This window comes from Trichococcus sp. TS_SC_9 (genome assembly GCF_056156325.1).
In genome coordinates this window covers 1,651,735-1,672,059 of sequence record NZ_CM149591.1, presented here as the reverse complement: position 1 = coordinate 1,672,059, position 20,325 = coordinate 1,651,735, and the positions used below count along the sequence as shown (strand labels likewise).

Genomic DNA, 20,325 nt, shown 5'->3' with positions numbered 1-20,325 from the left:
CCTAGGTTTTCCTCCTTTGTACAGTACTAGTCGTCTTGACGCAAGCCTAGATTAAGGTCATTCAGCTTGTTTTTCACTTCTTCAAGTGATTTGCGTCCCAGATTACGTACTTTGATCATCTCTGCTTCAGATTTGTCTGTCAATTCTTGGACTGTGTTGATGCCTGCGCGTTTCAAACAGTTATAAGAACGTACGGATAAATCCAATTCTTCGATAGTCATTTCCAGCATTTTCTCTTTATGTGTTTCTTCTTTTTCAACCATTATCTCAGCCTTACGGGCTTCATCGGTCAGATTAACAAAAATATTCAAATGTTCCGTTAAAATTTTGGCAGCCAAGCTGACTGCTTCTTCCGGGCTGATGGAACCATCTGTCCAGACATCCAACGTTAATTTATCATAAATATTCTTTTGTCCGATACGAGTGTTTTCAACCTGATAATTCACTTTGCTGATTGGAGTATAGATGGAGTCGACTGGCAAAACACCGATCGGCATATCTTCCGTTTTGTTATATTCGGAACGAACATAACCACGGCCATTTTTTACATCCAAGCGAACATGAAAATGTGCTCCCTCTGAAACTGTACATATATATAAATCAGGGTTTAAGATTTCCACATCGCTGTCATGGGTAATATCCGCTGCAGTTACTACTGCTGGACCTTTTACGTCAATCTCGATTGTTTTGTCTTCGTCCGTATACAATTTCAAAGCTAATTTTTTGATGTTCAGAATGATTTGGGTAACATCCTCGACAACACCATCAATCGTTGAAAATTCGTGCAGAACACCATCGATTTGGATAGTTGTTACAGCTGTACCAGGAAGTGAAGATAATAGAATTCGACGTAATGAGTTCCCAAGTGTTGTTCCATAACCGCGTTCTAGTGGTTCTACAACGAATTTGCCAAATTTGGCATCTTCGCTGATCTCAATCGTTTCAATTCTTGGTTTTTCAATTTCGATCATTTATCAATTTACCCCTTTCAAAACGTGAAGTTCATGTTAGTGAGTCCATTGCGTTTCGTTACATACAAGTACAATTCTCAATTAAACACGACGACGTTTTGGTGGACGGCATCCATTATGAGGAATAGGCGTTACGTCGCGGATTGCGGTAACTTCCAAACCTGCTGCTTGCAATGAACGAATGGCAGCTTCACGTCCAGAACCAGGACCTTTAACAGCTACTTCAACTGTTTTCATGCCATGTTCCATAGAAACTTTAGCTGCTGCTTCTGCAGCCATTTGTGCAGCATAAGGAGTAGATTTACGAGAACCTCTGAATCCTAATGAACCTGCTGATGACCATGAAATAGCATTTCCATGAACATCTGTAATCATAACAATAGTATTATTAAAAGTTGAGCGGATATGTGCTACACCAGCTTCAACATTCTTTTTTACGCGGCGTTTGCGAGCTACTTTTTTAGCCATGAAGTTTTGACCTCCTTCACTTAATTATTATTTTTTCTTACCAGTGACTGCTTTAGATGGGCCTTTACGAGTGCGTGCGTTGTTCTTAGTGTTTTGTCCGCGAACAGGCAAACCACGACGGTGACGCATTCCTCTGTAAGAACCAATTTCAATCAATCGTTTAATATTTAGGTTAACTTCACGACGAAGATCGCCTTCAACCTTTAATTTATCCACTTCAATACGGATACGGTCTAATTCATCATTCGTTAAATCACGAACGCGAGTATCTTCTGAAACCTCAGCTGCTGCTAAAACTTTTTGAGCTGTGTTCAATCCGATACCAAAAATATAAGTTAATGAAATAACTACACGTTTGTCACGCGGAACATCTACTCCTGCGATACGAGCCATTTATAGGCACCTCCTTGTTATTATCCTTGGCGTTGTTTGTGTTTGGGATTTTCGCAAATCACCATAACACGACCATTGCGACGAATGACTTTGCATTTTTCGCAAATGGGTTTTACTGATGCTCTAACTTTCATTTAAATTCCCTCCTATTTAGTGATGGAGTGCAATTATTTAAAGCGGTAAGTAATGCGTCCACGAGTAAGATCGTACGGTGATAATTCTACCGTAACTTTATCGCCTGGCAAAATGCGGATGTAATGCATTCTAATTTTACCAGATACGTGAGCTAATACTATGTGACCATTTTCAAGTTCGACTTTAAACATTGCATTGGGCAAAGTTTCAACGACAACTCCTTCGATCTCAATTACATCGTCTTTCGCCACGCCTGCTAACCTCCTAACATTCTGTTGAGCTGATTAATCTTATGTCTTGGCAATTTTTACTCTAACTGCTAGATTATATCATAGCAAGTATCGATTGAAAAGAAATTTTCGATTAATTTCAAATGACATTTGCAACTATTCTATAATCTTTTGGATTTCAGTAAACAAGTTGTCGATGCCGATTTCGCCATCCACATTATGTACCAATCCTTTTTCGCTGTAAAATGCAATGATTGGTTTAGACTGTTCTAGATTAATCTGAATGCGATTTTCTACAGTTTCAGGCTTGTCATCTTCACGTTGATAGAATTCGTGTCCGCCACAGCGATCGCATGTTCCTTCTGTTTTAGGAGGATTGTTTTCTTTGTGGTAAGTCGCTCCGCAAGAGCGGCAAATGATTCTACCCGTTAGACGTTGCATCAAAACTTCAGGGTTCACATCAATGTTAATAACAGCATCGATTTTTTTGTCGAGTTCATTCATGATAGCTTCAAGTGCTTTTGCTTGTACGAGGGTTCTTGGAAAACCATCCAATAAAAAGCCTTTTTCAGTATCAGATTCTGCTAATCTCTCTTTAACGATCCCGTTTGTAACTTCATCTGGAACAAGTTCGCCTTTATCCATATATGATTTTGCTTCCAGGCCCAACGCTGTCTCATTTTTCATGGCAGCTCGGAACATGTCTCCTGTAGAGATATGCGGAATGTTGTATTTCGCGATGATCTTTTCAGCCTGTGTTCCTTTTCCAGCACCGGGAAGACCCATAATAATTAGGTTCATCATTTTACTGCCTCCTAAATATGTAAGAATATGTGACGAGGAAATCACTTTCCCCCCCACAAACTTACTATTGAATAAATCCTTGGTAATTACGTTTAACCATTCGACCTTCAATTTGTCTTGCCGTTTCCAATGCAGTACCTACTACAATCAGAAGACTTGTGCCGCCAAGGGCGAGCGAGTCCGGCAAATCCCACAAACCTGAGGCAATGATTGGCAATAACGCAATCAGTCCAAGAAATAGCGCGCCGACCGTACTTAATCGCATAATCATGCCGGAAATATAATCTTCTGTCCCTTTACCCGGACGTACACTTGGAATATAGCCGCCTTGCTTTTGCAAGTTCTCTGCCATCTTTTCAGGATTGATCTGAATGAAGGCATAGAAGTAAGTGAAGACAACGATCAGTACCGTATAGATTGTTGCGCCGATGGGTTCACGGTAATTAAAGATGGTTGACAAAATTTGATACCAGCTAGCTTCACTTTGAGTTGCCGCGAAAAATCCGAGGATCGTTTGCGGGGTCATCATGAAAGAACTGGCAAAGATTACTGGAATGACTCCAGCGGAATTAATTTTTAAAGGCAAATGCGCGGATTGATTTGATCCGGAAGCACGCTTGGAATATTGAATGGGGATTTTACGTTCAGCTTGTTGAACGTACACAACGAGTATGACCACCAATAATATTGCTGTCAAAAGCGCAACCGAGAACAATATGTTGTTCATTAAATCGGATCCTGCATCCACAAAACGATCATTGTAATAAGTGTAAAGATCTGTAGGGATTCTTGCGATGATACCCGAGAAGATGATCAATGACGTTCCGTTTCCGATACCATGCATTGAAATCGATTCTCCGAGAAAAACAACAAGCATCGAACCTGCCGTCATCACTAACGCGATGATCATATAAGTTGTCATACCCGGATCGTTGACCAAACCCAAGTTTGAGAGTTGGTTGAAACCGATCGAAACACCGACAGATTGTACAAATGCTAAAATGACTGTCAAATATCTTGTAACTTGATTTAACTTTCTTCTACCTACTTCACCCTGTTTGGACCATTCCACAAATTTCGGAACAATGTCCATTTGTAACAATTGAACGACAATAGAAGAAGTGATGTATGGCGAAACACCCATAGCGAAAATGGAATACTGACTAAGCGCTCCACCTCCGAATGTGTTCAACAGACTGAACAAGCCTGTCGATGCCAAGTTTGTGATGGCACCCGCATCAACACCCGGTACAGTAATATGTGTTCCGAGACGGAACACAATCAACATACCTAGAGTAAAAAAGATTCTATTTCTAATGTCCTTCGCCTGAAATGCATTTTTCAGAAGAGCAAACATTAGATCACCTCAACAGTCCCACCTGCAGCTTCGATAGCTTTTTGTGCTGCTTCGGAGAATTTATTAGCTTTAACTGTCAGTTTTTTCTCAACGCTTCCGTTGCCTAAAACTTTGATGCCTGATTTTTCATCTTTGACAATACCAGTTTCAACTAATAAAGCTGGAGTAACTTCTGTACCATCTTCGAAACGGTTTAAGATTTCTAAGTTGATGACAGCATATTCCTTACGGTTGATGTTCGTGAATCCACGTTTTGGAAGACGACGGAACAATGGAGTTTGTCCACCCTCGAATCCAAGTCTCACACCGCCGCCTGAACGGGCTTTTTGGCCTTTATGTCCACGACCGGATGTTTTACCATTACCGGATGAAGATCCGCGACCGACACGGTTACGTTCTTTACGTGATCCTACAGCAGGTTTTAATTCATGAAGTTTCATAGTAACTTGGCACCTCCTTTAATCTGATGTTTATTATTTAACTTCTTCTGATATAACTAAGTGGCTTACTGTGTTGACCATGCCCAAGATAGCTGGGTTAGCTGGTTTAACAACAGATTTGCCGATTTTGGACAATCCCAAAGCTTTGCAAGTATCTTTTTGGTTTTGAGGACGTCCAATCAAGCTGCGTTTTAAAGTGATCTTTACTTCTGCCATTATGTAGTCCTCCTTATCCTAGTAATTCTTCAACTGTTTTGCCGCGTAATTTCGCAACATCTTCAGCATTTTTCAACTGTTTCAAGCCATCGATTGTAGCACGTACCATGTTGATAGGTGTGTTAGAACCAAGGGATTTGCTTGTGATATCAGCGATACCAGCTAATTCGACAACGGCACGGACTGCTCCGCCTGCAGAAACTCCGGAACCGGATTTAGCAGGTTTCAACATTACGTTACCGCCACAGAAAGTTCCGATAACTTTGTGAGGGATTGTTGATTCAGACATTGGAACTTCAATAAGGCTCTTTTTAGCAGATTCGATAGCTTTACGAATAGCTTCAGGAACCTCAGCTGCTTTACCAGTACCGAATCCTACATGTCCGTTTCTGTCTCCTACAACAACTAAAGCAGCAAAACGCAGACGACGTCCACCTTTAACAACTTTTGTTACACGATTGATCGCAACAACGCGGTCTTCTAATTCAATATGATTTGGGTCAACATAAACCATGTGTGGTTATCCTCCTTTTCTTAGAAATCTAGTCCATTTTCGCGAGCAGCTTCAGCTAAAGCCTGTACACGGCCATGGTACAGATAGCCACCACGGTCAAAGACTACTTTTTTGATACCTTTAGCAACAGAACGTTCAGCAATCAGTTTTCCAACTGCAGTAGCAGCATCAGTTTTAGTACCGGTTGCGATTTCTGTTTCTTTTGTAGAGGCACTTGCTAGCGTCACACCCGCTACGTCATCAATTAATTGAGCGTAGATGTTTTTGTTGGAACGGAAAACGTTCAAGCGTGGGCACTCTGCAGTACCAGAGATTTTTCTTCTTACGCGTGCGTGTCTAGCTTGGCGCACTTTGTTTTTATCTGGTTTAGTAATCACAATTGTCACCTCTTTAAATTTATTTTGTTGGGTCGTTCAGGAAGCAAGTAATAATAGCGGACTATTATTTACCTGTTTTACCTTCTTTACGACGGATGATTTCGTTAACGTATTTGATACCTTTACCTTTGTAAGGCTCTGGTGGGCGTACGCCGCGGATGTTGGCTGCCAAAGCGCCAACTTTAGCTTTATCGTAACCTTTAACGATGATTTTAGTGTTAGTTGGTACTTCCACTTCGATACCGTCTTCAGGTGTGAATTCAACTGGATGAGAATAACCGACGTTCAATACAAGTTTTTTGCCTTGCAATTGAGCACGGTACCCAACCCCTACTAAGTCCAATTCTTTCATAAATCCTTCAGATACACCTACAACCATGTTGTTTACCAACGCGCGTGTAGTACCATGAATGGATTTAGTGAATTTCTCTTCGTTAGGACGAGTGAAAGTAACAGTGTTTCCATCGATCTTGATGCCGATCATTTCATTAAATGTGCTAGTTAATTCGCCTTTCGGGCCTTTAACTGTAACAGTGTTACCTTGTTGAGTAACGGTTACGCCAGCTGGGATTTCGATTGCTTTATTTCCAATACGACTCACAGGGCTGCACCTCCTTTATTTTCTCTTATTTTTTTTAAAATTACCAAATGTAAGCTAATACTTCGCCGCCGATGTTTTTCGCTCTTGCTTCTTTGTCGGTGATAACACCTTCAGAAGTAGACACGATTGCGATTCCTAAACCATTCAATACTTTAGGGATGTCGCCAGTTTTAGCGTATACACGCAAGCCTGGTTTTGAAATACGTTTCAAACCAGTGATGACGCGTTCGTTGTTTGGACCATATTTTAAGAATACACGGATAACACCTTGTTTGTCGTCTGAAGTGTAATCAAAGTTTTTGATGAAACCTTCAGCCTTAAGAATGTTAGCGATCTCTAATTTTGTCTTTGATGCAGGCACTTCTAAAGATTCGTGACGTACCATGTTGGCATTACGAATACGAGTTAAGAAATCTGCGATTGGATCTGTCATGACCATTTACATTATACCTCCTTTTGCGAGTATGGTTAAATTACCAGCTAGCCTTTTTCACGCCGGGAATTTGTCCTTTATAGGCAAGTTCACGGAAGCAAATACGGCAAAGTTTGAATTTGCGATAAACTGAATGTGGACGTCCGCAACGTTCACAACGAGAGTAAGCTTGAGTAGAATGTTTTGCGGGACGTTTGTTTTTAGCAATCATGGATTTTTTAGCCAATTATTATTCGCCTCCTTAGCTTATTTTTGGAATGGCATTCCAAGTTGTGTCAATAATTCTCTTGATTCTTCGTCAGTGTTAGCAGTAGTTACGATAACGATATCCATACCACGTACTTTGTCGACTCTATCATAGTCAACTTCTGGGAAAATCAATTGTTCTTTGATACCTAAAGTATAGTTTCCACGACCATCAAAAGATTTTTTGCTGATCCCACGGAAATCACGTACACGTGGTAATGAAACTGTTACTAGTTTATCTAAGAAGTCGTACATTCTTTCGCCACGTAAAGTAACTTTAGTGCCGATAGGCATACCTTCACGTAAACGGAATGCAGCGATTGATTTTTTAGCTAAAGTGATGACTGGTTTTTGACCAGAGATCAAAGTTAGTTCTTCAACTGCTTTATCTAGGTTTTTTGTGTTTGAAACTGCATCACCCACACCCATGTTGATTACAATTTTGTCAATTTTAGGTGCTTGCATGATTGAGCTGTATTCAAATTTTTCCATCAATGATGGAACGATTTCTTTTGTGTATCTTTCTTTTAAACGGTTCATTTAGAATATCCTCCTTCCTCTAATAATTAATCAATGATTTCGCCGGTTTTTTTGGAAACGCGGACTTTTTTGCCATCTACGACTTTAGATCCTACGCGAGTAGGTTCGCCAGTTTTAGCATCAATTAACATAATGTTAGAAACATGGATAGGTGCTGCTTCTTCAAGAATTCCACCTGTTGGGTTTGTTTGAGAAGCTTTGCGATGTTTCTTGACAATATTAATGCCTTCGACAATAACACGATCTTTTTTAGGGAAAGTTTTAAGGATGACTCCTTCTTTACCTTTATCTTTTCCAGTAATGACTTTAACTTTATCACCAGTTTTTACGTGCATGCTTTGTTGCACCTCCTTCATTTATGACAGTTGATTACAATACTTCTGGAGCAAGGGAAACGATCTTCATGTAGTTGTTGTCACGCAATTCACGTGCAACTGGGCCAAAGATACGTGTTCCACGAGGGCTCTTGTCGTCACGAATGATTACACAAGCATTTTCGTCAAATTTGATGTAAGAACCATCTTTACGGTGTGCGCCGTGTTTTGTACGAACGATAACAGCTTTAACTACATCACCCTTTTTGACAACACCACCGGGTGTAGCTTGTTTTACTGTGCAGACGATTGTATCACCAATTCCTGCAAATTTGCGGTTTGAACCACCTAAAACTTTGATAGTTAACACTTCTTTAGCTCCTGAATTATCAGCAACTCTTAAGCGGGATTCTGTTTGTATCACGTCAGTATCCTCCTTCCGGATATAAAATATTTATTTGTCTGATTAGATGATTACTGATTCTTCAACAACTTCAAGCAAGCGGAAGTTTTTAGTAGCAGATAGAGGACGAGTCTCCATAATTCTAACTACATCTCCCATTTTAGCTTGGTTGTTTTCATCATGTGCCTTGTACTTTTTAGAGTACTTAACGCGTTTACCGTAAGTTGGATGTGTTTTTGTTGTAGATACTTCTACAACGATTGTTTTATCCATCTTGTCGGAAACAACAACACCTTGGTAGACTTTACGTTGGTTACGTTCTTCAGTCATTTCGTTGTGACCTCCTTTGCTGATCTACTATTTTTGCAATTCTTGTTGTCGCAATACAGTTTTAATACGTGCAATTGATTTGCGTACTTCTTTCAAGCGGGCAGTATTTTCTAACTGTCCGGTTGCAAGTTGGAATCGTAGATTGAATAATTCATCTTTGAATTGTTTTTCTTTTTCAATCATTTCAGCAGTGGATAACTCTTTAAGTTCATTAGCCTTCATTCGATTCACCACCAATTTCTTTACGTTTTACAATTTTTGTTTTAACTGGCAATTTGTGAGATGCAAGACGTAGAGCTTCGCGTGCCACTTCTTCAGGGACGCCTGCTACTTCGAACATGATCTTGCCGCGTTTAACTGGAGATACCCAACCTTCAGGTGCCCCTTTACCAGAACCCATACGGACTCCGATAGCTTTGGATGTATATGATTTGTGAGGGAATATTTTGATCCAAACTTTCCCGCCACGTTTCATGTAACGAGTCATAGCGATACGAGCAGCTTCGATCTGACGGTTTGTGATCCAATGAGAGTCAACAGCTTGCAAACCGTATTCACCGAAAACTACTTCTTTTCCGCCTTTAGCTTCTCCGCGCATTTTTCCACGGAACTCACGACGGTGTTTTACACGTTTAGGTACTAACATTGGTTATTTCCCTCCTTTCTCAGTTGTTTTTTTTGCTGGTAAAACTTCACCACGGTAAATCCAAACTTTAACGCCTAATTTACCATAAGTTGTGTCTGCTTCTTCCCAAGCGTAGTCGATGTCCGCACGCAATGTATGCAATGGAACAGTTCCTTCAGCATGAGTTTCAGCACGAGCGATATCTGCACCATTCAAACGACCAGAAACTTGCGTTTTGATCCCTTTAGCGCCAGATCTCATTGTACGTTGGATTGCTTGTTTTTGCGCACGACGGAAAGCTACACGGTTTTCCAACTGTTTAGCGATACCTTCAGCAACTAATTTAGCATCCAAGTCTGGTCTTTTGATTTCCACGATGTTGATGTGTACTTTTTTACCAGTAAGTTCATTTAACTCTTTACGAGTTTTTTCAACTTCAGAACCGCCTTTACCGATTACCATTCCAGGTTTGGCAGTATGAATAGAAACGTTCACGCGGTTAGCTGCACGTTCAATTTCAATTTTAGAAACAGAAGCTTCGCTTAAGTTCTTTGCGATGTATTTACGGATACGTAAATCTTCATGTAAGAAAGCTGCGTAATCTTTTTCAGCGTACCATTTAGCATCCCAGTCACGAATGATGCCGACACGTAATCCTAATGGATGAATTTTTTGACCCACAGATTATCCCTCCTTCTTTTCTGATACCACGATTGTGATGTGGCTAGTACGTTTCATGATTGGTGAAGCTGATCCTTTTGCACGTGGACGGAAACGTTTCATCGTTGGTCCTTCGTTAACATAAGCCTCGCTTACTACCAAGCTTTCGATATCTAAGTCATAATTATGTTCTGCATTAGCAATTGCTGACATCAACACTTTTTCTACAACGGGCGAAGCGCCACGTGGTGTGAATTTCAGAATGGAGATTGCGTCTCCGATGCTCTTGCCTCTGATAAGATCCACTACTAAACGAACCTTACGAGCGGCAATGCGAACAGTTTGTGCAGATGCTTTTGCAGCTGTGATTTGTTCTGGCATGTTATTTCCTCCCCTCGTAATTAACGGCGACCTGTTTTCTTGTCGTCTGCGGCATGGCCACGGTATGTTCTTGTTGGAGCGAATTCTCCTAATTTGTGTCCTACCATGTCTTCTTGAATGTAAACTGGAACGTGTTTTCTTCCATCATAAACTGCAATCGTTTGTCCGATGAATTGTGGGAAAATTGTTGAGCGGCGAGACCAAGTTTTAATTACTTGTTTCTTTTCGCTAGCTAGAGCAGCTTCAACTTTCTTAATTAAATGTTCATCGACAAAAGGTCCTTTTTTCAAACTACGACCCATGGTGAAGCCTCCTTTCGATTATGTGTTGCTTCAGTTACTTATTGTTGTGATAATTATTTTTTACGTCCACGAACGATTAGCTTGCTAGATTTAGCTTTCTTGCTACGAGTTTTGTAACCAAGAGCAGGTTTACCCCAAGGAGTAACTGGCGCTTTGCGTCCGATTGGAGATTTACCTTCACCACCACCGTGTGGGTGATCGTTCGGGTTCATTACAGATCCGCGGACAGTAGGGCGTTTACCCAACCAACGGTTACGTCCAGCTTTACCGATGTTGATCAATTCGTGTTGTTCGTTACCTACTGAACCGATTGTTGCACGGCAAGTTGAAAGGATTAAACGTACTTCGCTTGAGTTCAAACGAACTAGTGTATATTTACCTTCTTGTCCAAGTACTTGAGCACTTGTACCAGCTGAACGGATCAATTGACCGCCTTTGCCTGGTTTTGTTTCGATGTTGTGGATAACAGTACCGACTGGGATGTTTGCCAATGGCATAGCGTTTCCGATTTTGATATCAGATCCTACTCCAGATTCGATTTGTTGGCCTACTTCGATGCCTTTAGGGGCAATAATGTAAGTTTTGATTCCATCAACATATTGGATCAACGCGATGTTTGCAGTGCGGTTTGGATCGTACTCGACAGCTTTGACGATACCAATGACTCCATCTTTATTACGTTTGAAGTCGATCACACGGTAAGCACGTTTGTGTCCACCAGCTTGATGACGAACGGTAATTTTACCTTGGTTGTTGCGACCGGCTTTTCTTTTGATTGGTTCGACCAAAGATTTCTCAGGTGTTGTTTTTGTAATTTCTGCGAAATCAGAACCAGTCATATTACGACGGCCGTTTGTGGTAGGTTTGTATTTCTTAATCGCCACGTTTTTTCCCCTCCTATTTGATTATTTAAGTAAATTAATTTTCGAATAATTCGATTGTTTTAGAATTTTCAGTCAAAGTTATGATTGCTTTACGGCGTTTTTTTGTATAGCCTTTGTATTTACCCATACGTTTAAGTTTGCCGCGTACATTCATGATGTTTACGTTTTTAACATCTACACCGAACAATGATTCGATAGATTGTTTAACCAATGTTTTGTTAGCACGTACATCCACTTCAAAGGTATATTTCTTTTCATCCATTGCAAGCATAGAAGCTTCCGTGATGATTGGGCGTTTGATAACGTCTGTTGCTTCCATTATATAAGAGCCTCCTCTACCTTAGAAAGAGCAGCTTGTGTCAAGACTAATTTGTTGTTTGAAACAACATCCAATACGTTGATTCCTGTTTCGTTAACGACTGTTACACCAGGAAGGTTACGTGCAGATAATGCTGCAAAATCGTTGTCGTTTTCTACAACAACCAATACTTTCGTATCAACGTTAAGGTTTTTCAACACATTTGCAAATTCTTTTGTTTTTGGTGCATCGAAGTTCAATGTTTCAACTACGATCAAGTCTCCTTCAGCAACTTTCGTTGAAAGAACTGATTTGATAGCTAAACGACGAACTTTCTTGTTTAATTTATAGCTGTAAGAACGAGGTGTTGGTCCAAAGACAACTCCACCGCCAACCCATTGTGGTGAACGGATTGAACCTTGGCGTGCACGGCCTGTTCCTTTTTGTTTCCATGGTTTACGACCACCACCGCTGACAGCGCTGCGGTTTTTTACTGCGTGAGTTCCTTGTCTCAAAGAAGCGCGTTGCATGATGATTGCATCGTAAACAACGTTTTCGTTAGGCTCGATCCCAAAGATTTCTTCATTCAAAGTCACTTCACCGTTTTGTGTTCCATCTTGTTTAAATAAGGCTACGTTTGGCATTATTCTCGTTCCTCCTCTCTTTTTTATTATTTGTTGACAGCTTTGCGAGCTGCTTTGATTTCGATTAATGATTTTTTAGAACCAGGTACGTTACCTTTAACCAGGATAACGTTTTTCTCAACGTCAACCATAACGATTTCAAGGTTTTGGATAGTAACGCGATCGTTACCCATACGTCCTGCTAATTTTTTACCTTTGAATACGCGGGATGGGAATGAAGCAGCACCCATTGAACCCGGACGACGATGGTAACGAGATCCGTGGGCCATTGGTCCGCGGCTTTGTCCGTGACGTTTGATTACGCCTTGGAAGCCATGTCCTTTAGTGGTACCAGTGACATCAACAATGTCGCCTGCTTCAAAGATATCAACTTTGATTTCTTTTCCTACTTCGTATTCTCCTAGCTCAACATTGTTAAATTCACGAATGAAGCGCTTAGGAGCAGTTTTTGCTTTTGCTGCATGACCCTTAGCAGGTTTGTTTGACAATACTTCACGCATTTCTTGGTAGCCTAGTTGTACCGCTTCGTAGCCGTCTGTTTCGTTGGTTTTAACTTGTAAAACAACGTTTGGAGTAGCTTCGATAACTGTAACTGGTACTAACTCACCGTTTGCAGTAAAGAATTGAGTCATTCCTACTTTTTTGCCTAAGATTCCTTTGGTCATGGTAACACCTCCGTTTGTTTTTTATATGATAGGTTTGATTATAATTTGATTTCGATGTCTACGCCGCTTGGTAAGTCAAGCTTCATCAAAGCGTCAACAGTTTTTGTTGTTGGGTTGATGATGTCGATTAGACGTTTGTGTGTAAGCATTTCGAACTGCTCACGAGAATCTTTGTACTTGTGAGTAGCACGGATCACTGTGTATAGTGATCTTTCAGTCGGCAATGGAATCGGACCAGAAACGGTAGCTCCCGTTCTTTTTGCTGTTTCCACGATTTTATCCGCTGATTGATCAAGAGCACGGTGTTCATATGCTTTTAAACGAATACGTATTTTTTGTTTTGCCATGTTGTTCCCTCCTTCGTCAGATGTAATTCATAAGACTAGCTCCACGAAAATTCCCCGGCACACCCGCCGTGACAAAGCGACCGGGTGTGTCGCAACCTCTCGTCTCTTAGCTGCAGTTCCCGAATGAACGGTCCCCAATACATTATTCATAACCATGAATGCCGTACCAATATATTATACATAATCGCATTAGTTAAAGCAAGTCTTTTCTGAAAATAATATTCAGTTTCTGCTATTGTCCAAATGACTTGTATTGCCTGAGCACTGTGAAACCTTTTGTCCCTTCACTATTATACTGATCCGCAAGAAGAAAGCAAGTCCAATGATACTGTCGAATAGTTAGACTCAAGAAATGCAACAAAATTAAATAAGGGGCCATCTCGTATGAGACAACCCCTTATTGCTTATTCGTTCGGATATTCCAAAGCTTTCTTACCTTCATCCCCCGTGCTGACACGGATGACATTTTCTACATTATAGATGAATATCTTTCCGTCACCGATATTGCCTGAGTACAAAGCTTTTCTGGCAGCGTCCACGACTTCTTGGACAGGAACCGTGCTGACGACAACTTCGACACGGATCTTCGGCAGCAGATCCGCTTCAGTCTCTACGCCTCGGTAATAGGTGCTATGCCCTTTTTGCATGCCGTAGCCGAATACATCGAAAACGGTCATGCCTGTGATTCCGATGCTGTTCAGTGCTTTTTTCAGGCCTTCAAATTTACTTTCGTTCGTGATGATTTCAATTTTAGTGATTTTAGTTTGTGCATCTTGACCGCCTGTTGTACCTCCGGAGGCTTGGTATTCAACAACCACTGATTTATCTAGGTCTTCCAGAGATGCATTCGCGAAGGCCAATTCCTGATCGTTGCCTCCGAAAGTGCGCTCCTGGAATTTTTGGAAAGCCGTTCTTAATTCACCCGGTACAACCGATGCAGCTGTATTTGAATAATTGGCTTCACTAAAAGCTACAGCCAGACTGCCGTATGCCGTTTCGCCATGGAGAGCATAATCCAATCCAATTTCTTCTTCTTCTTCAGAGACTCGCACTGGCATAAATTTACTGATCAATTTCAACAGTAGATAGGACATGATACCAGCGTATGCAAGTACAGCCAAAATGCTGACAATTTCTGCAATCAAAAGTGAGGCACTGCCGTCAACCAAACCGCCTTCGATGGCAGGATTGATGCTGCTTGTTGCAAAGATACCTGTTGCGATGCCGCCCCAGATACCGCCGATGCCATGGCATCCGAATGCATCAAGCGCATCATCATAATCAAATTTCTTCTTAAGGACGGATACGCCATAGAAGCAGACGATCCCGCCGATGAAACCGATGGCTAAAGCTGAAATCGGGCTGACAAATCCGGCACCAGGAGTGATCGAAACCAGACCGGCAACGATACCGCTGACGAATCCAAGAGCAGTCGGTTTCTTGTGGATGATCCATTCGCAGATCATCCAACTTATGCCGGCAGTTGCAGCGGCAGTGTTTGTCGTGATGAAGGCATCCAGCGCAATATCATTGATCGCCAGAGCGCTTCCGGCGTTGAAACCGAACCAGCCGAACAACAGAAGGCCGGCACCGATCATTGTCATCGGAATATTATGCGGTTTGACGGAATCGTGGTTTTTCCTTTTGCCGAGATAAATGGCTGCTACCAGAGCCGATATACCGGAACTGATATGGATGACGCTCCCGCCTGCGAAGTCGAGTGCACCCAGTTCGCGGATCCAACCGCCATTCCCCCAAATCCAATGGGCAATCGGATCATAGACGAAAGTCGTCCATAAAAGGATGAAGGCAAGGAATGCAGGAAACTTCATGCGTTCCGCGATGCTTCCTGAAATCAAAGCTGGGGTGATGATTGCGAAAGCCATCTGAAACATCATGAATAGTTGATGCGGAATGGTCGGTGCATAATCGATTGGCGCGAAGCCCACACCGTTGAGTAATGTGAAAGACAAATCGCCGAAAAATTTCGAGTCGCCTCCGAATACAAAAGAGTAGCCGAATAATAGCCATTGGATAGAGACGACTGCGATGGCAGCGTAACTATGCATTGTCGTGCTAAGGACATTTTTCTTCCGGACCATCCCTCCGTAGAATAGGGATAAAGCGGGCGTCATCATCATGACTAAGATCGTTGCGAGGAAGACGAAAGTTGTGTCTGCATAATTAATGTTCTCCATATAGATTCTCCTTCTGCTGATAATTTTTTTGGTGTATTACTGCTTTGTGATGTTTCTTACTTTACACCCCATAAAATATAAAAGCATCAAAATGATGACGACTTGTGTGATATAAAGTGACATGAACAAGTCGTTACGGAGGCTCAAGGCTGCGCAACTTGCCCTAGTAAGAAATAAAAGGCTATCCCGCCCTCGATAAGTGCTGTAACCGTGTCATGAAAACGGTTCAATCACTAAAAATGCGTTATATAACCTGACATGAACTGAGGTCGCAATAAAAAAAATAAAAAATGGGGCAATATATCTGTAAAATAGCTGCGTTCAATGAATGGATCACCCCAGCAAGCCCAGTCGAAATTCCTGTTTCTTCTATATAATGTGAACTCCAACAAAGACAGAACTGAAATGGTAAAAATTCCGGGCTTTCCTCTCCGGGCCCCCACTGCTCTCACCCCACACAAAAAGACGCTCTATTGAAGAACGCCTTCCTGGATTGAAATTTTCCGAAAAAAAAAACGGAAGCCGAGGCTCCCGTTTTTCGAATTTTATTTTGAAATAAAATTATTTAGTGATTGAAGCTACAACGCCAGCGCCTACTGTACGTCCACCTTCACGAATAGAGAACTTAGTTCCGTCTTCGATAGCGATTGGGTGGATCAATTCGATAGTCATAGTAACGTTGTCGCCAGGCATTACCATTTCAACGCCTTCTGGTAAGTTACATACGCCTGTAACGTCAGTTGTACGGAAATAGAATTGTGGACGGTAGTTTGTGAAGAATGGAGTGTGACGTCCGCCTTCTTCTTTTGAAAGTACATAAACTTCAGCAGTGAAAGTTGTATGTGGAGTGATTGAACCTGGTTTAGCCAATACTTGACCACGTTGGATTTGCTCACGTGTAACACCACGTAACAAAGCTCCTACGTTATCGCCAGCTTCAGCGTAATCCAATAATTTACGGAACATTTCAACACCGGTAACAACTGTTTTCTTAGTTTCTTCAGCAATACCGACGATTTCAACTTCGTCACCAACGCGGACTTGTCCACGTTCAACACGGCCTGTAGCAACAGTACCACGTCCAGTGATTGAGAATACGTCCTCGATAGGCATCATGAATGGCTTGTCAGTTTGACGAACTGGAGTTGGGATATATTCGTCAACAGCAGCCATCAATTCCAAGATTTTTTCTTCGTAAGCAGGGTCGCCTTCAAGAGCTCTCAAAGCTGAACCAGCGATTACAGGAACATCGTCGCCAGGGAAATCGTAGTCTGTTAACAGGTCACGAACTTCCATTTCAACTAATTCCAATAATTCTTCATCGTCAACCATGTCGACTTTGTTCAAGAATACTACGATGTAAGGAACACCAACTTGACGAGACAACAAGATGTGCTCGCGAGTTTGTGGCATTGGGCCATCAGCAGCAGAAACTACTAAGATAGCTCCGTCCATTTGTGCAGCACCAGTGATCATGTTTTTAACATAGTCAGCATGGCCTGGGCAGTCTACGTGAGCGTAGTGACGAGTTTCAGTTGAGTATTCAACGTGAGAAGTGTTGATTGTGATACCACGTTCTCTTTCTTCTGGAGCGTTGTCGATTGCAGCATAGTTAGATGCCTCAGCGAACCCTTTTTTAGCTAAAACTGTTGTGATAGCTGCAGTTAATGTTGTTTTACCATGGTCAACGTGTCCGATTGTACCAACGTTTACATGGGGCTTTGAACGGTCGAATTTTACTTTTGCCATTTTAAATCATTTCCTCCTCATATTGAGTGCTTATAATTTGTCTAGACTTTAATCGTCTATCGTATAAAGTATACCGATTTGTGCTCGAAAAAGCAATATACAAGCTAAGCAACAGCGAGATTACTCTTCGCTGTTTTTTCCGCTCTTCTTGATGATTTCTTCTTGAACAGATTTAGGAACAGCTTCGTAATGATCGAATGTCATTGAGAAAGTTCCGCGGCCTTGTGTAGAAGAACGTAAAGTTGTAGCATATCCAAACATTTCTGATAATGGAATGCTGCTCTTAACGATTTGTGCGTTACCGCGTGCTTCAGTACCTTCGATACGTCCACGACGAGAACTTACATGACCCATTACATCTCCCAAATAGTCATCAGGAACTGTAATTTCTACAGCCATCATTGGTTCAAGGATTGCAGGGTCAGCTTTTTTAGCTGCGTTACGCAAAGCAAGTGAAGCAGCAACTTTAAATGCTGTTTCAGATGAATCGACATCATGGTAAGAACCATCATACAATTTAGCTTTAACGTCAACTAAAGGATAACCAGCCAACACACCGTTTTCCATAGCGTCTCTCAAACCTGCTTCAACTGCAGGGATATATTCACGAGGAACAACCCCACCGACGATAGCATTTTCGAACTCAAAGCCTTTTCCTTCTTCATTAGGAGTAAACTCAACCCATACGTGACCGAATTGACCTTTACCACCTGATTGACGAACGAATTTACCTTCAGATTGAACTGATTGACGGAATGTTTCACGGTAAGATACTTGAGGAGCACCTACTGTAGCTTCAACTTTGAACTCACGTCTCATACGGTCAACGATGATGTCCAAATGCAACTCACCCATACCAGCAATGATCGTTTGACCAGTCTCTGGGTTAGTGGAAGCACGGAAAGTAGGATCTTCTTCAGAAAGTTTCTGCAGCGCGATACCCATTTTATCTTGGTCAGCTTTTGATTTAGGTTCAATAGCAACTTCGATAACTGGTTCCGGGAAATTCATAGATTCAAGGATTACTTGTTTCTTTTCATCACACAAAGTGTCTCCTGTAGTCGTATCTTTCAAACCAACTGCAGCAGCGATATCTCCAGCAAATACTTCTGGGATTTCGTTACGGTGGTTAGCATGCATCTGTAGGATACGGCCTACACGTTCACGTTTGCCTTTAGTGGCATTCTGAACGTAAGAACCGCTTTGAAGAGTACCAGCATATACGCGGAAGAATGTAAGACGACCTACAAACGGGTCAGTCATAACTTTAAATGCTAAGGCTGCAAATGGCGCTTCGTCGCTTGCAGGAACAGCAACTTGTTCTTCAGTATCTACGTCAGTACCTGTGATGGCAGCAACATCCAATGGTGATGGAAGGTAGTCAATAACTGCATCAAGCAACAATTGAACGCCTTTATTTTTGAAAGCAGAACCGCAAAGCATCGGGAAAAATTCTACATTACATGTAGCAGTACGGATACCTTGTTTCAATTCTTCTTTCGTAATTTCTTCACCATCAAGATATTTTTCCATCAAAGCTTCATCAGTTTCAGCAACAGCTTCAACTAATTTAGTATGCCATTCTTCAGCTGCTTCAAGATATTCCGCAGGGATATCTTCTTCATGGTATTCAGTACCTTCGTCGTTGTCATAGATTTCAGCCTTCATTTCGACTAAATCGATGATACCTTTGAATGTATCTTCAGAACCAATCGGCAATTGAATCGGATGCGCATTAGCATTCAGACGGTCATGGAGAGTGTCTAAAGAGTACAGGAAATCTGCACCCATTTTATCCATTTTGTTAGCGAATATAATACGAGGAACACCATAAGTTGTAGCTTGACGCCAAACTGTTTCAGTTTGAGGTTCTACGCCTGATTGTGCATCAAGTAAAGCGACAGCGCCATCCAATACACGTAGGGAACGTTCAACTTCAATAGTGAAGTCCACGTGTCCAGGAGTATCGATGATGTTTACGCGATACCCTTTCCATTGTGCAGTAGTAGCAGCTGAAGTGATGGTAATACCACGTTCTTGTTCTTGTTCCATCCAGTCCATTTGTGAAGCACCCTCATGGGTTTCACCGATCTTATGGATTTTACCGGTATAGTACAAAATACGTTCAGTTGCCGTTGTTTTACCAGCGTCAATATGAGCCATGATACCGATATTTCTCGTATTATGTAGAGAAAATTCTCTTTGTGCCATCTTCTTCAAACACCTCTCTCTTGTAAAAGTAATTGCAAGTCCATTTTATTGGAAAAATGGTGACTTATACAACCATAAAGCAAATTTCTTGCAAGAAAAAATTCTTGCAAGAAAATTTTACCAACGGTAATGAGCGAAAGCTTTGTTAGCTTCTGCCATTTTATGTGTATCTTCACGTTTCTTAACTGAAGCACCAGAGTTGTTAGCAGCATCCATAATTTCTTTAGCTAGACGCTCTTCCATAGTATCTTCACCGCGTAGACGAGAGTAGCTTACCAACCAACGTAATCCTAAAGCCATACGACGATCTGGACGTACTTCGATAGGAACTTGGTAGTTAGAACCCCCTACACGACGTGCTTTTACTTCTAAAACAGGCATGATGTTTTTCATAGCTTGTTCGAAAACTTCCAACGGGTCGTTTCCTGTAGATTCTTTGATCATTTCAAATGCGTTATATAAAATTGTAGCAGCTTTACCACGTTTTCCATCAACCATGATACGGTTGATTAAACGAGTCACCAATTTTGAATTGTAAATCGGATCTGGCATTACTTCACGTTTTGTTACTGGACCTTTACGAGGCATT

32 protein-coding genes and 1 pseudogene are annotated in these 20,325 nt (G+C 41.5%); all 33 read right to left on the bottom strand.

The features are described 5' to 3' along the window. Positions 1-26 precede the first annotated feature (26 nt). The gene (locus tag AC0J5I_RS08120) at positions 27-971 is read right to left on the bottom strand and encodes a DNA-directed RNA polymerase subunit alpha (RefSeq protein WP_068558946.1); all 945 of its coding nucleotides are present in this window, start codon (positions 969-971) and stop codon (positions 27-29) included. Between the two features lie 81 nt (positions 972-1,052). Continuing rightward, positions 1,053-1,439: a 30S ribosomal protein S11 gene (gene rpsK, locus AC0J5I_RS08115; protein WP_068623076.1), complete on the bottom strand. Its 387-nt coding sequence runs from the start codon at positions 1,437-1,439 to the stop codon at positions 1,053-1,055. A 27-nt stretch (positions 1,440-1,466) separates the two neighbouring features. Beyond that, positions 1,467-1,832, bottom strand: coding sequence for a 30S ribosomal protein S13 (gene rpsM, locus AC0J5I_RS08110; protein ID WP_086626920.1), 366 nt, complete (start codon positions 1,830-1,832; stop codon positions 1,467-1,469). A gap of 20 nt (positions 1,833-1,852) precedes the next feature. Further along, a complete protein-coding gene (gene rpmJ, locus AC0J5I_RS08105) occupies positions 1,853-1,966 on the bottom strand; it encodes a 50S ribosomal protein L36 (RefSeq protein ID WP_062470716.1) in 114 nt (37 codons plus the stop codon). A gap of 33 nt (positions 1,967-1,999) precedes the next feature. Continuing rightward, positions 2,000-2,218, bottom strand: coding sequence for a translation initiation factor IF-1 (infA, locus tag AC0J5I_RS08100; protein WP_068558953.1), 219 nt, complete (start codon positions 2,216-2,218; stop codon positions 2,000-2,002). A 135-nt stretch (positions 2,219-2,353) separates the two neighbouring features. Continuing rightward, positions 2,354-2,998, bottom strand: coding sequence for an adenylate kinase (locus tag AC0J5I_RS08095; RefSeq protein ID WP_086987668.1), 645 nt, complete (start codon positions 2,996-2,998; stop codon positions 2,354-2,356). 67 nt (positions 2,999-3,065) lie between these two features. Continuing rightward, positions 3,066-4,358 (bottom strand): preprotein translocase subunit SecY, encoded by a 1,293-nt coding sequence (gene secY, locus AC0J5I_RS08090; protein WP_107994923.1) that lies wholly within the window; start codon positions 4,356-4,358, stop codon positions 3,066-3,068. After that, the gene (rplO, locus tag AC0J5I_RS08085; protein WP_086626918.1) at positions 4,358-4,798 is read right to left on the bottom strand and encodes a 50S ribosomal protein L15; all 441 of its coding nucleotides are present in this window, start codon (positions 4,796-4,798) and stop codon (positions 4,358-4,360) included. Before rplO ends, secY begins: the two co-directional genes overlap by 1 nt. Before the next feature lie 33 nt (positions 4,799-4,831). Further along, positions 4,832-5,014, bottom strand: a complete 183-nt coding sequence (gene rpmD, locus AC0J5I_RS08080) for a 50S ribosomal protein L30 (RefSeq protein ID WP_086987326.1) — start codon at positions 5,012-5,014, stop codon at positions 4,832-4,834. A gap of 13 nt (positions 5,015-5,027) precedes the next feature. After that, positions 5,028-5,528 carry a 30S ribosomal protein S5 gene (gene rpsE / locus AC0J5I_RS08075; protein ID WP_086987325.1) on the bottom strand — a complete coding sequence of 167 codons (501 nt, stop codon included), beginning with the start codon at positions 5,526-5,528 and terminating at the stop codon, positions 5,028-5,030. A gap of 20 nt (positions 5,529-5,548) precedes the next feature. Next, positions 5,549-5,905, bottom strand: coding sequence for a 50S ribosomal protein L18 (gene rplR, locus AC0J5I_RS08070; protein ID WP_107994922.1), 357 nt, complete (start codon positions 5,903-5,905; stop codon positions 5,549-5,551). A 64-nt stretch (positions 5,906-5,969) separates the two neighbouring features. Further along, entirely contained in the window at positions 5,970-6,506 is a 537-nt protein-coding gene (rplF, locus tag AC0J5I_RS08065; RefSeq protein WP_086987323.1) for a 50S ribosomal protein L6, read from the bottom strand. Positions 6,507-6,546: 40 nt separating this feature from the next. Then, positions 6,547-6,945, bottom strand: a complete 399-nt coding sequence (gene rpsH / locus AC0J5I_RS08060) for a 30S ribosomal protein S8 (RefSeq protein WP_086626913.1) — start codon at positions 6,943-6,945, stop codon at positions 6,547-6,549. 34 nt (positions 6,946-6,979) lie between these two features. Beyond that, on the bottom strand, positions 6,980-7,165 hold the full coding sequence (locus AC0J5I_RS08055) for a type Z 30S ribosomal protein S14 (protein ID WP_072763659.1): 186 nt from the start codon (positions 7,163-7,165) through the stop codon (positions 6,980-6,982). A 20-nt stretch (positions 7,166-7,185) separates the two neighbouring features. Next, positions 7,186-7,725 (bottom strand): 50S ribosomal protein L5, encoded by a 540-nt coding sequence (rplE, locus tag AC0J5I_RS08050; RefSeq protein ID WP_107994921.1) that lies wholly within the window; start codon positions 7,723-7,725, stop codon positions 7,186-7,188. 26 nt (positions 7,726-7,751) lie between these two features. After that, the gene (gene rplX, locus AC0J5I_RS08045) at positions 7,752-8,060 is read right to left on the bottom strand and encodes a 50S ribosomal protein L24 (protein WP_068558971.1); all 309 of its coding nucleotides are present in this window, start codon (positions 8,058-8,060) and stop codon (positions 7,752-7,754) included. A gap of 34 nt (positions 8,061-8,094) precedes the next feature. Further along, complete coding sequence (gene rplN / locus AC0J5I_RS08040; RefSeq protein WP_068558973.1) at positions 8,095-8,463, bottom strand: 50S ribosomal protein L14; 369 nt, start codon at positions 8,461-8,463, stop codon at positions 8,095-8,097. 42 nt (positions 8,464-8,505) lie between these two features. Further along, positions 8,506-8,772 (bottom strand): 30S ribosomal protein S17, encoded by a 267-nt coding sequence (gene rpsQ, locus AC0J5I_RS08035; protein ID WP_086987321.1) that lies wholly within the window; start codon positions 8,770-8,772, stop codon positions 8,506-8,508. 27 nt (positions 8,773-8,799) lie between these two features. Then, positions 8,800-8,994 carry a 50S ribosomal protein L29 gene (gene rpmC, locus AC0J5I_RS08030; RefSeq protein ID WP_068558977.1) on the bottom strand — a complete coding sequence of 65 codons (195 nt, stop codon included), beginning with the start codon at positions 8,992-8,994 and terminating at the stop codon, positions 8,800-8,802. Beyond that, positions 8,984-9,418: a 50S ribosomal protein L16 gene (gene rplP / locus AC0J5I_RS08025; protein WP_068558979.1), complete on the bottom strand. Its 435-nt coding sequence runs from the start codon at positions 9,416-9,418 to the stop codon at positions 8,984-8,986. Before rplP ends, rpmC begins: the two co-directional genes overlap by 11 nt. 3 nt (positions 9,419-9,421) lie before the next feature. Then, positions 9,422-10,078: a 30S ribosomal protein S3 gene (gene rpsC / locus AC0J5I_RS08020; RefSeq protein WP_086987320.1), complete on the bottom strand. Its 657-nt coding sequence runs from the start codon at positions 10,076-10,078 to the stop codon at positions 9,422-9,424. Between the two features lie 3 nt (positions 10,079-10,081). Continuing rightward, positions 10,082-10,438, bottom strand: a complete 357-nt coding sequence (gene rplV / locus AC0J5I_RS08015) for a 50S ribosomal protein L22 (RefSeq protein ID WP_107994920.1) — start codon at positions 10,436-10,438, stop codon at positions 10,082-10,084. A 20-nt stretch (positions 10,439-10,458) separates the two neighbouring features. Continuing rightward, positions 10,459-10,740 carry a 30S ribosomal protein S19 gene (gene rpsS / locus AC0J5I_RS08010; RefSeq protein ID WP_068558985.1) on the bottom strand — a complete coding sequence of 94 codons (282 nt, stop codon included), beginning with the start codon at positions 10,738-10,740 and terminating at the stop codon, positions 10,459-10,461. Between the two features lie 53 nt (positions 10,741-10,793). Beyond that, complete coding sequence (gene rplB, locus AC0J5I_RS08005; RefSeq protein WP_106448940.1) at positions 10,794-11,624, bottom strand: 50S ribosomal protein L2; 831 nt, start codon at positions 11,622-11,624, stop codon at positions 10,794-10,796. 34 nt (positions 11,625-11,658) lie between these two features. Next, positions 11,659-11,943, bottom strand: coding sequence for a 50S ribosomal protein L23 (gene rplW / locus AC0J5I_RS08000; protein ID WP_068558989.1), 285 nt, complete (start codon positions 11,941-11,943; stop codon positions 11,659-11,661). Next, a complete protein-coding gene (rplD, locus tag AC0J5I_RS07995; RefSeq protein ID WP_068558991.1) occupies positions 11,943-12,566 on the bottom strand; it encodes a 50S ribosomal protein L4 in 624 nt (207 codons plus the stop codon). Before rplD ends, rplW begins: the two co-directional genes overlap by 1 nt. 26 nt (positions 12,567-12,592) lie before the next feature. After that, positions 12,593-13,231: a 50S ribosomal protein L3 gene (gene rplC / locus AC0J5I_RS07990; RefSeq protein ID WP_475299368.1), complete on the bottom strand. Its 639-nt coding sequence runs from the start codon at positions 13,229-13,231 to the stop codon at positions 12,593-12,595. A 38-nt stretch (positions 13,232-13,269) separates the two neighbouring features. Continuing rightward, entirely contained in the window at positions 13,270-13,578 is a 309-nt protein-coding gene (gene rpsJ / locus AC0J5I_RS07985; protein ID WP_068558995.1) for a 30S ribosomal protein S10, read from the bottom strand. A gap of 404 nt (positions 13,579-13,982) precedes the next feature. Next, positions 13,983-14,396, bottom strand: coding sequence for a P-II family nitrogen regulator (locus AC0J5I_RS07980; RefSeq protein ID WP_268811284.1), 414 nt, complete (start codon positions 14,394-14,396; stop codon positions 13,983-13,985). Positions 14,397-14,564: 168 nt separating this feature from the next. Then, a pseudogene (locus AC0J5I_RS07975) lies at positions 14,565-15,767 on the bottom strand (ammonium transporter); the annotation flags it as partial. A gap of 570 nt (positions 15,768-16,337) precedes the next feature. Continuing rightward, positions 16,338-17,525: an elongation factor Tu gene (tuf, locus tag AC0J5I_RS07970; protein ID WP_086987318.1), complete on the bottom strand. Its 1,188-nt coding sequence runs from the start codon at positions 17,523-17,525 to the stop codon at positions 16,338-16,340. Positions 17,526-17,645: 120 nt separating this feature from the next. Beyond that, a complete protein-coding gene (gene fusA, locus AC0J5I_RS07965) occupies positions 17,646-19,736 on the bottom strand; it encodes an elongation factor G (RefSeq protein WP_086987667.1) in 2,091 nt (696 codons plus the stop codon). A 117-nt stretch (positions 19,737-19,853) separates the two neighbouring features. Then, a complete protein-coding gene (gene rpsG, locus AC0J5I_RS07960) occupies positions 19,854-20,324 on the bottom strand; it encodes a 30S ribosomal protein S7 (RefSeq protein WP_086626904.1) in 471 nt (156 codons plus the stop codon). Position 20,325: the final 1 nt, after the last annotated feature.

Coding starts and splice junctions, on each gene's coding strand:
- AC0J5I_RS08120 (WP_068558946.1), bottom strand. CDS start 971: ATGATCGAAATTGAAAAACCAAGAATTGAAACGATTGAGATCAGCGAA.
- rpsK (WP_068623076.1), bottom strand. CDS start 1,439: ATGGCTAAAAAAGTAGCTCGCAAACGCCGCGTAAAAAAGAATGTTGAA.
- rpsM (WP_086626920.1), bottom strand. CDS start 1,832: ATGGCTCGTATCGCAGGAGTAGATGTTCCGCGTGACAAACGTGTAGTT.
- rpmJ (WP_062470716.1), bottom strand. CDS start 1,966: ATGAAAGTTAGAGCATCAGTAAAACCCATTTGCGAAAAATGCAAAGTC.
- AC0J5I_RS08095 (WP_086987668.1), bottom strand. CDS start 2,998: ATGAACCTAATTATTATGGGTCTTCCCGGTGCTGGAAAAGGAACACAG.
- secY (WP_107994923.1), bottom strand. CDS start 4,358: ATGTTTGCTCTTCTGAAAAATGCATTTCAGGCGAAGGACATTAGAAAT.
- rplO (WP_086626918.1), bottom strand. CDS start 4,798: ATGAAACTTCATGAATTAAAACCTGCTGTAGGATCACGTAAAGAACGT.
- rpmD (WP_086987326.1), bottom strand. CDS start 5,014: ATGGCAGAAGTAAAGATCACTTTAAAACGCAGCTTGATTGGACGTCCT.
- rpsE (WP_086987325.1), bottom strand. CDS start 5,528: ATGGTTTATGTTGACCCAAATCATATTGAATTAGAAGACCGCGTTGTT.
- rpsH (WP_086626913.1), bottom strand. CDS start 6,945: ATGGTCATGACAGATCCAATCGCAGATTTCTTAACTCGTATTCGTAAT.
- rplE (WP_107994921.1), bottom strand. CDS start 7,725: ATGAACCGTTTAAAAGAAAGATACACAAAAGAAATCGTTCCATCATTG.
- rplX (WP_068558971.1), bottom strand. CDS start 8,060: ATGCACGTAAAAACTGGTGATAAAGTTAAAGTCATTACTGGAAAAGAT.
- rpsQ (WP_086987321.1), bottom strand. CDS start 8,772: ATGACTGAAGAACGTAACCAACGTAAAGTCTACCAAGGTGTTGTTGTT.
- rpmC (WP_068558977.1), bottom strand. CDS start 8,994: ATGAAGGCTAATGAACTTAAAGAGTTATCCACTGCTGAAATGATTGAA.
- rplP (WP_068558979.1), bottom strand. CDS start 9,418: ATGTTAGTACCTAAACGTGTAAAACACCGTCGTGAGTTCCGTGGAAAA.
- rplV (WP_107994920.1), bottom strand. CDS start 10,438: ATGCCAGAACAAATCACAGCTGCAAAAGCATCTGCACAAACTGTTCGC.
- rpsS (WP_068558985.1), bottom strand. CDS start 10,740: ATGGGTCGTAGTTTGAAAAAAGGACCTTTTGTCGATGAACATTTAATT.
- rplW (WP_068558989.1), bottom strand. CDS start 11,943: ATGGAAGCAACAGACGTTATCAAACGCCCAATCATCACGGAAGCTTCT.
- rplD (WP_068558991.1), bottom strand. CDS start 12,566: ATGCCAAACGTAGCCTTATTTAAACAAGATGGAACACAAAACGGTGAA.
- rplC (WP_475299368.1), bottom strand. CDS start 13,231: ATGACCAAAGGAATCTTAGGCAAAAAAGTAGGAATGACTCAATTCTTT.
- rpsJ (WP_068558995.1), bottom strand. CDS start 13,578: ATGGCAAAACAAAAAATACGTATTCGTTTAAAAGCATATGAACACCGT.
- tuf (WP_086987318.1), bottom strand. CDS start 17,525: ATGGCAAAAGTAAAATTCGACCGTTCAAAGCCCCATGTAAACGTTGGT.
- fusA (WP_086987667.1), bottom strand. CDS start 19,736: ATGGCACAAAGAGAATTTTCTCTACATAATACGAGAAATATCGGTATC.
- rpsG (WP_086626904.1), bottom strand. CDS start 20,324: ATGCCTCGTAAAGGTCCAGTAACAAAACGTGAAGTAATGCCAGATCCG.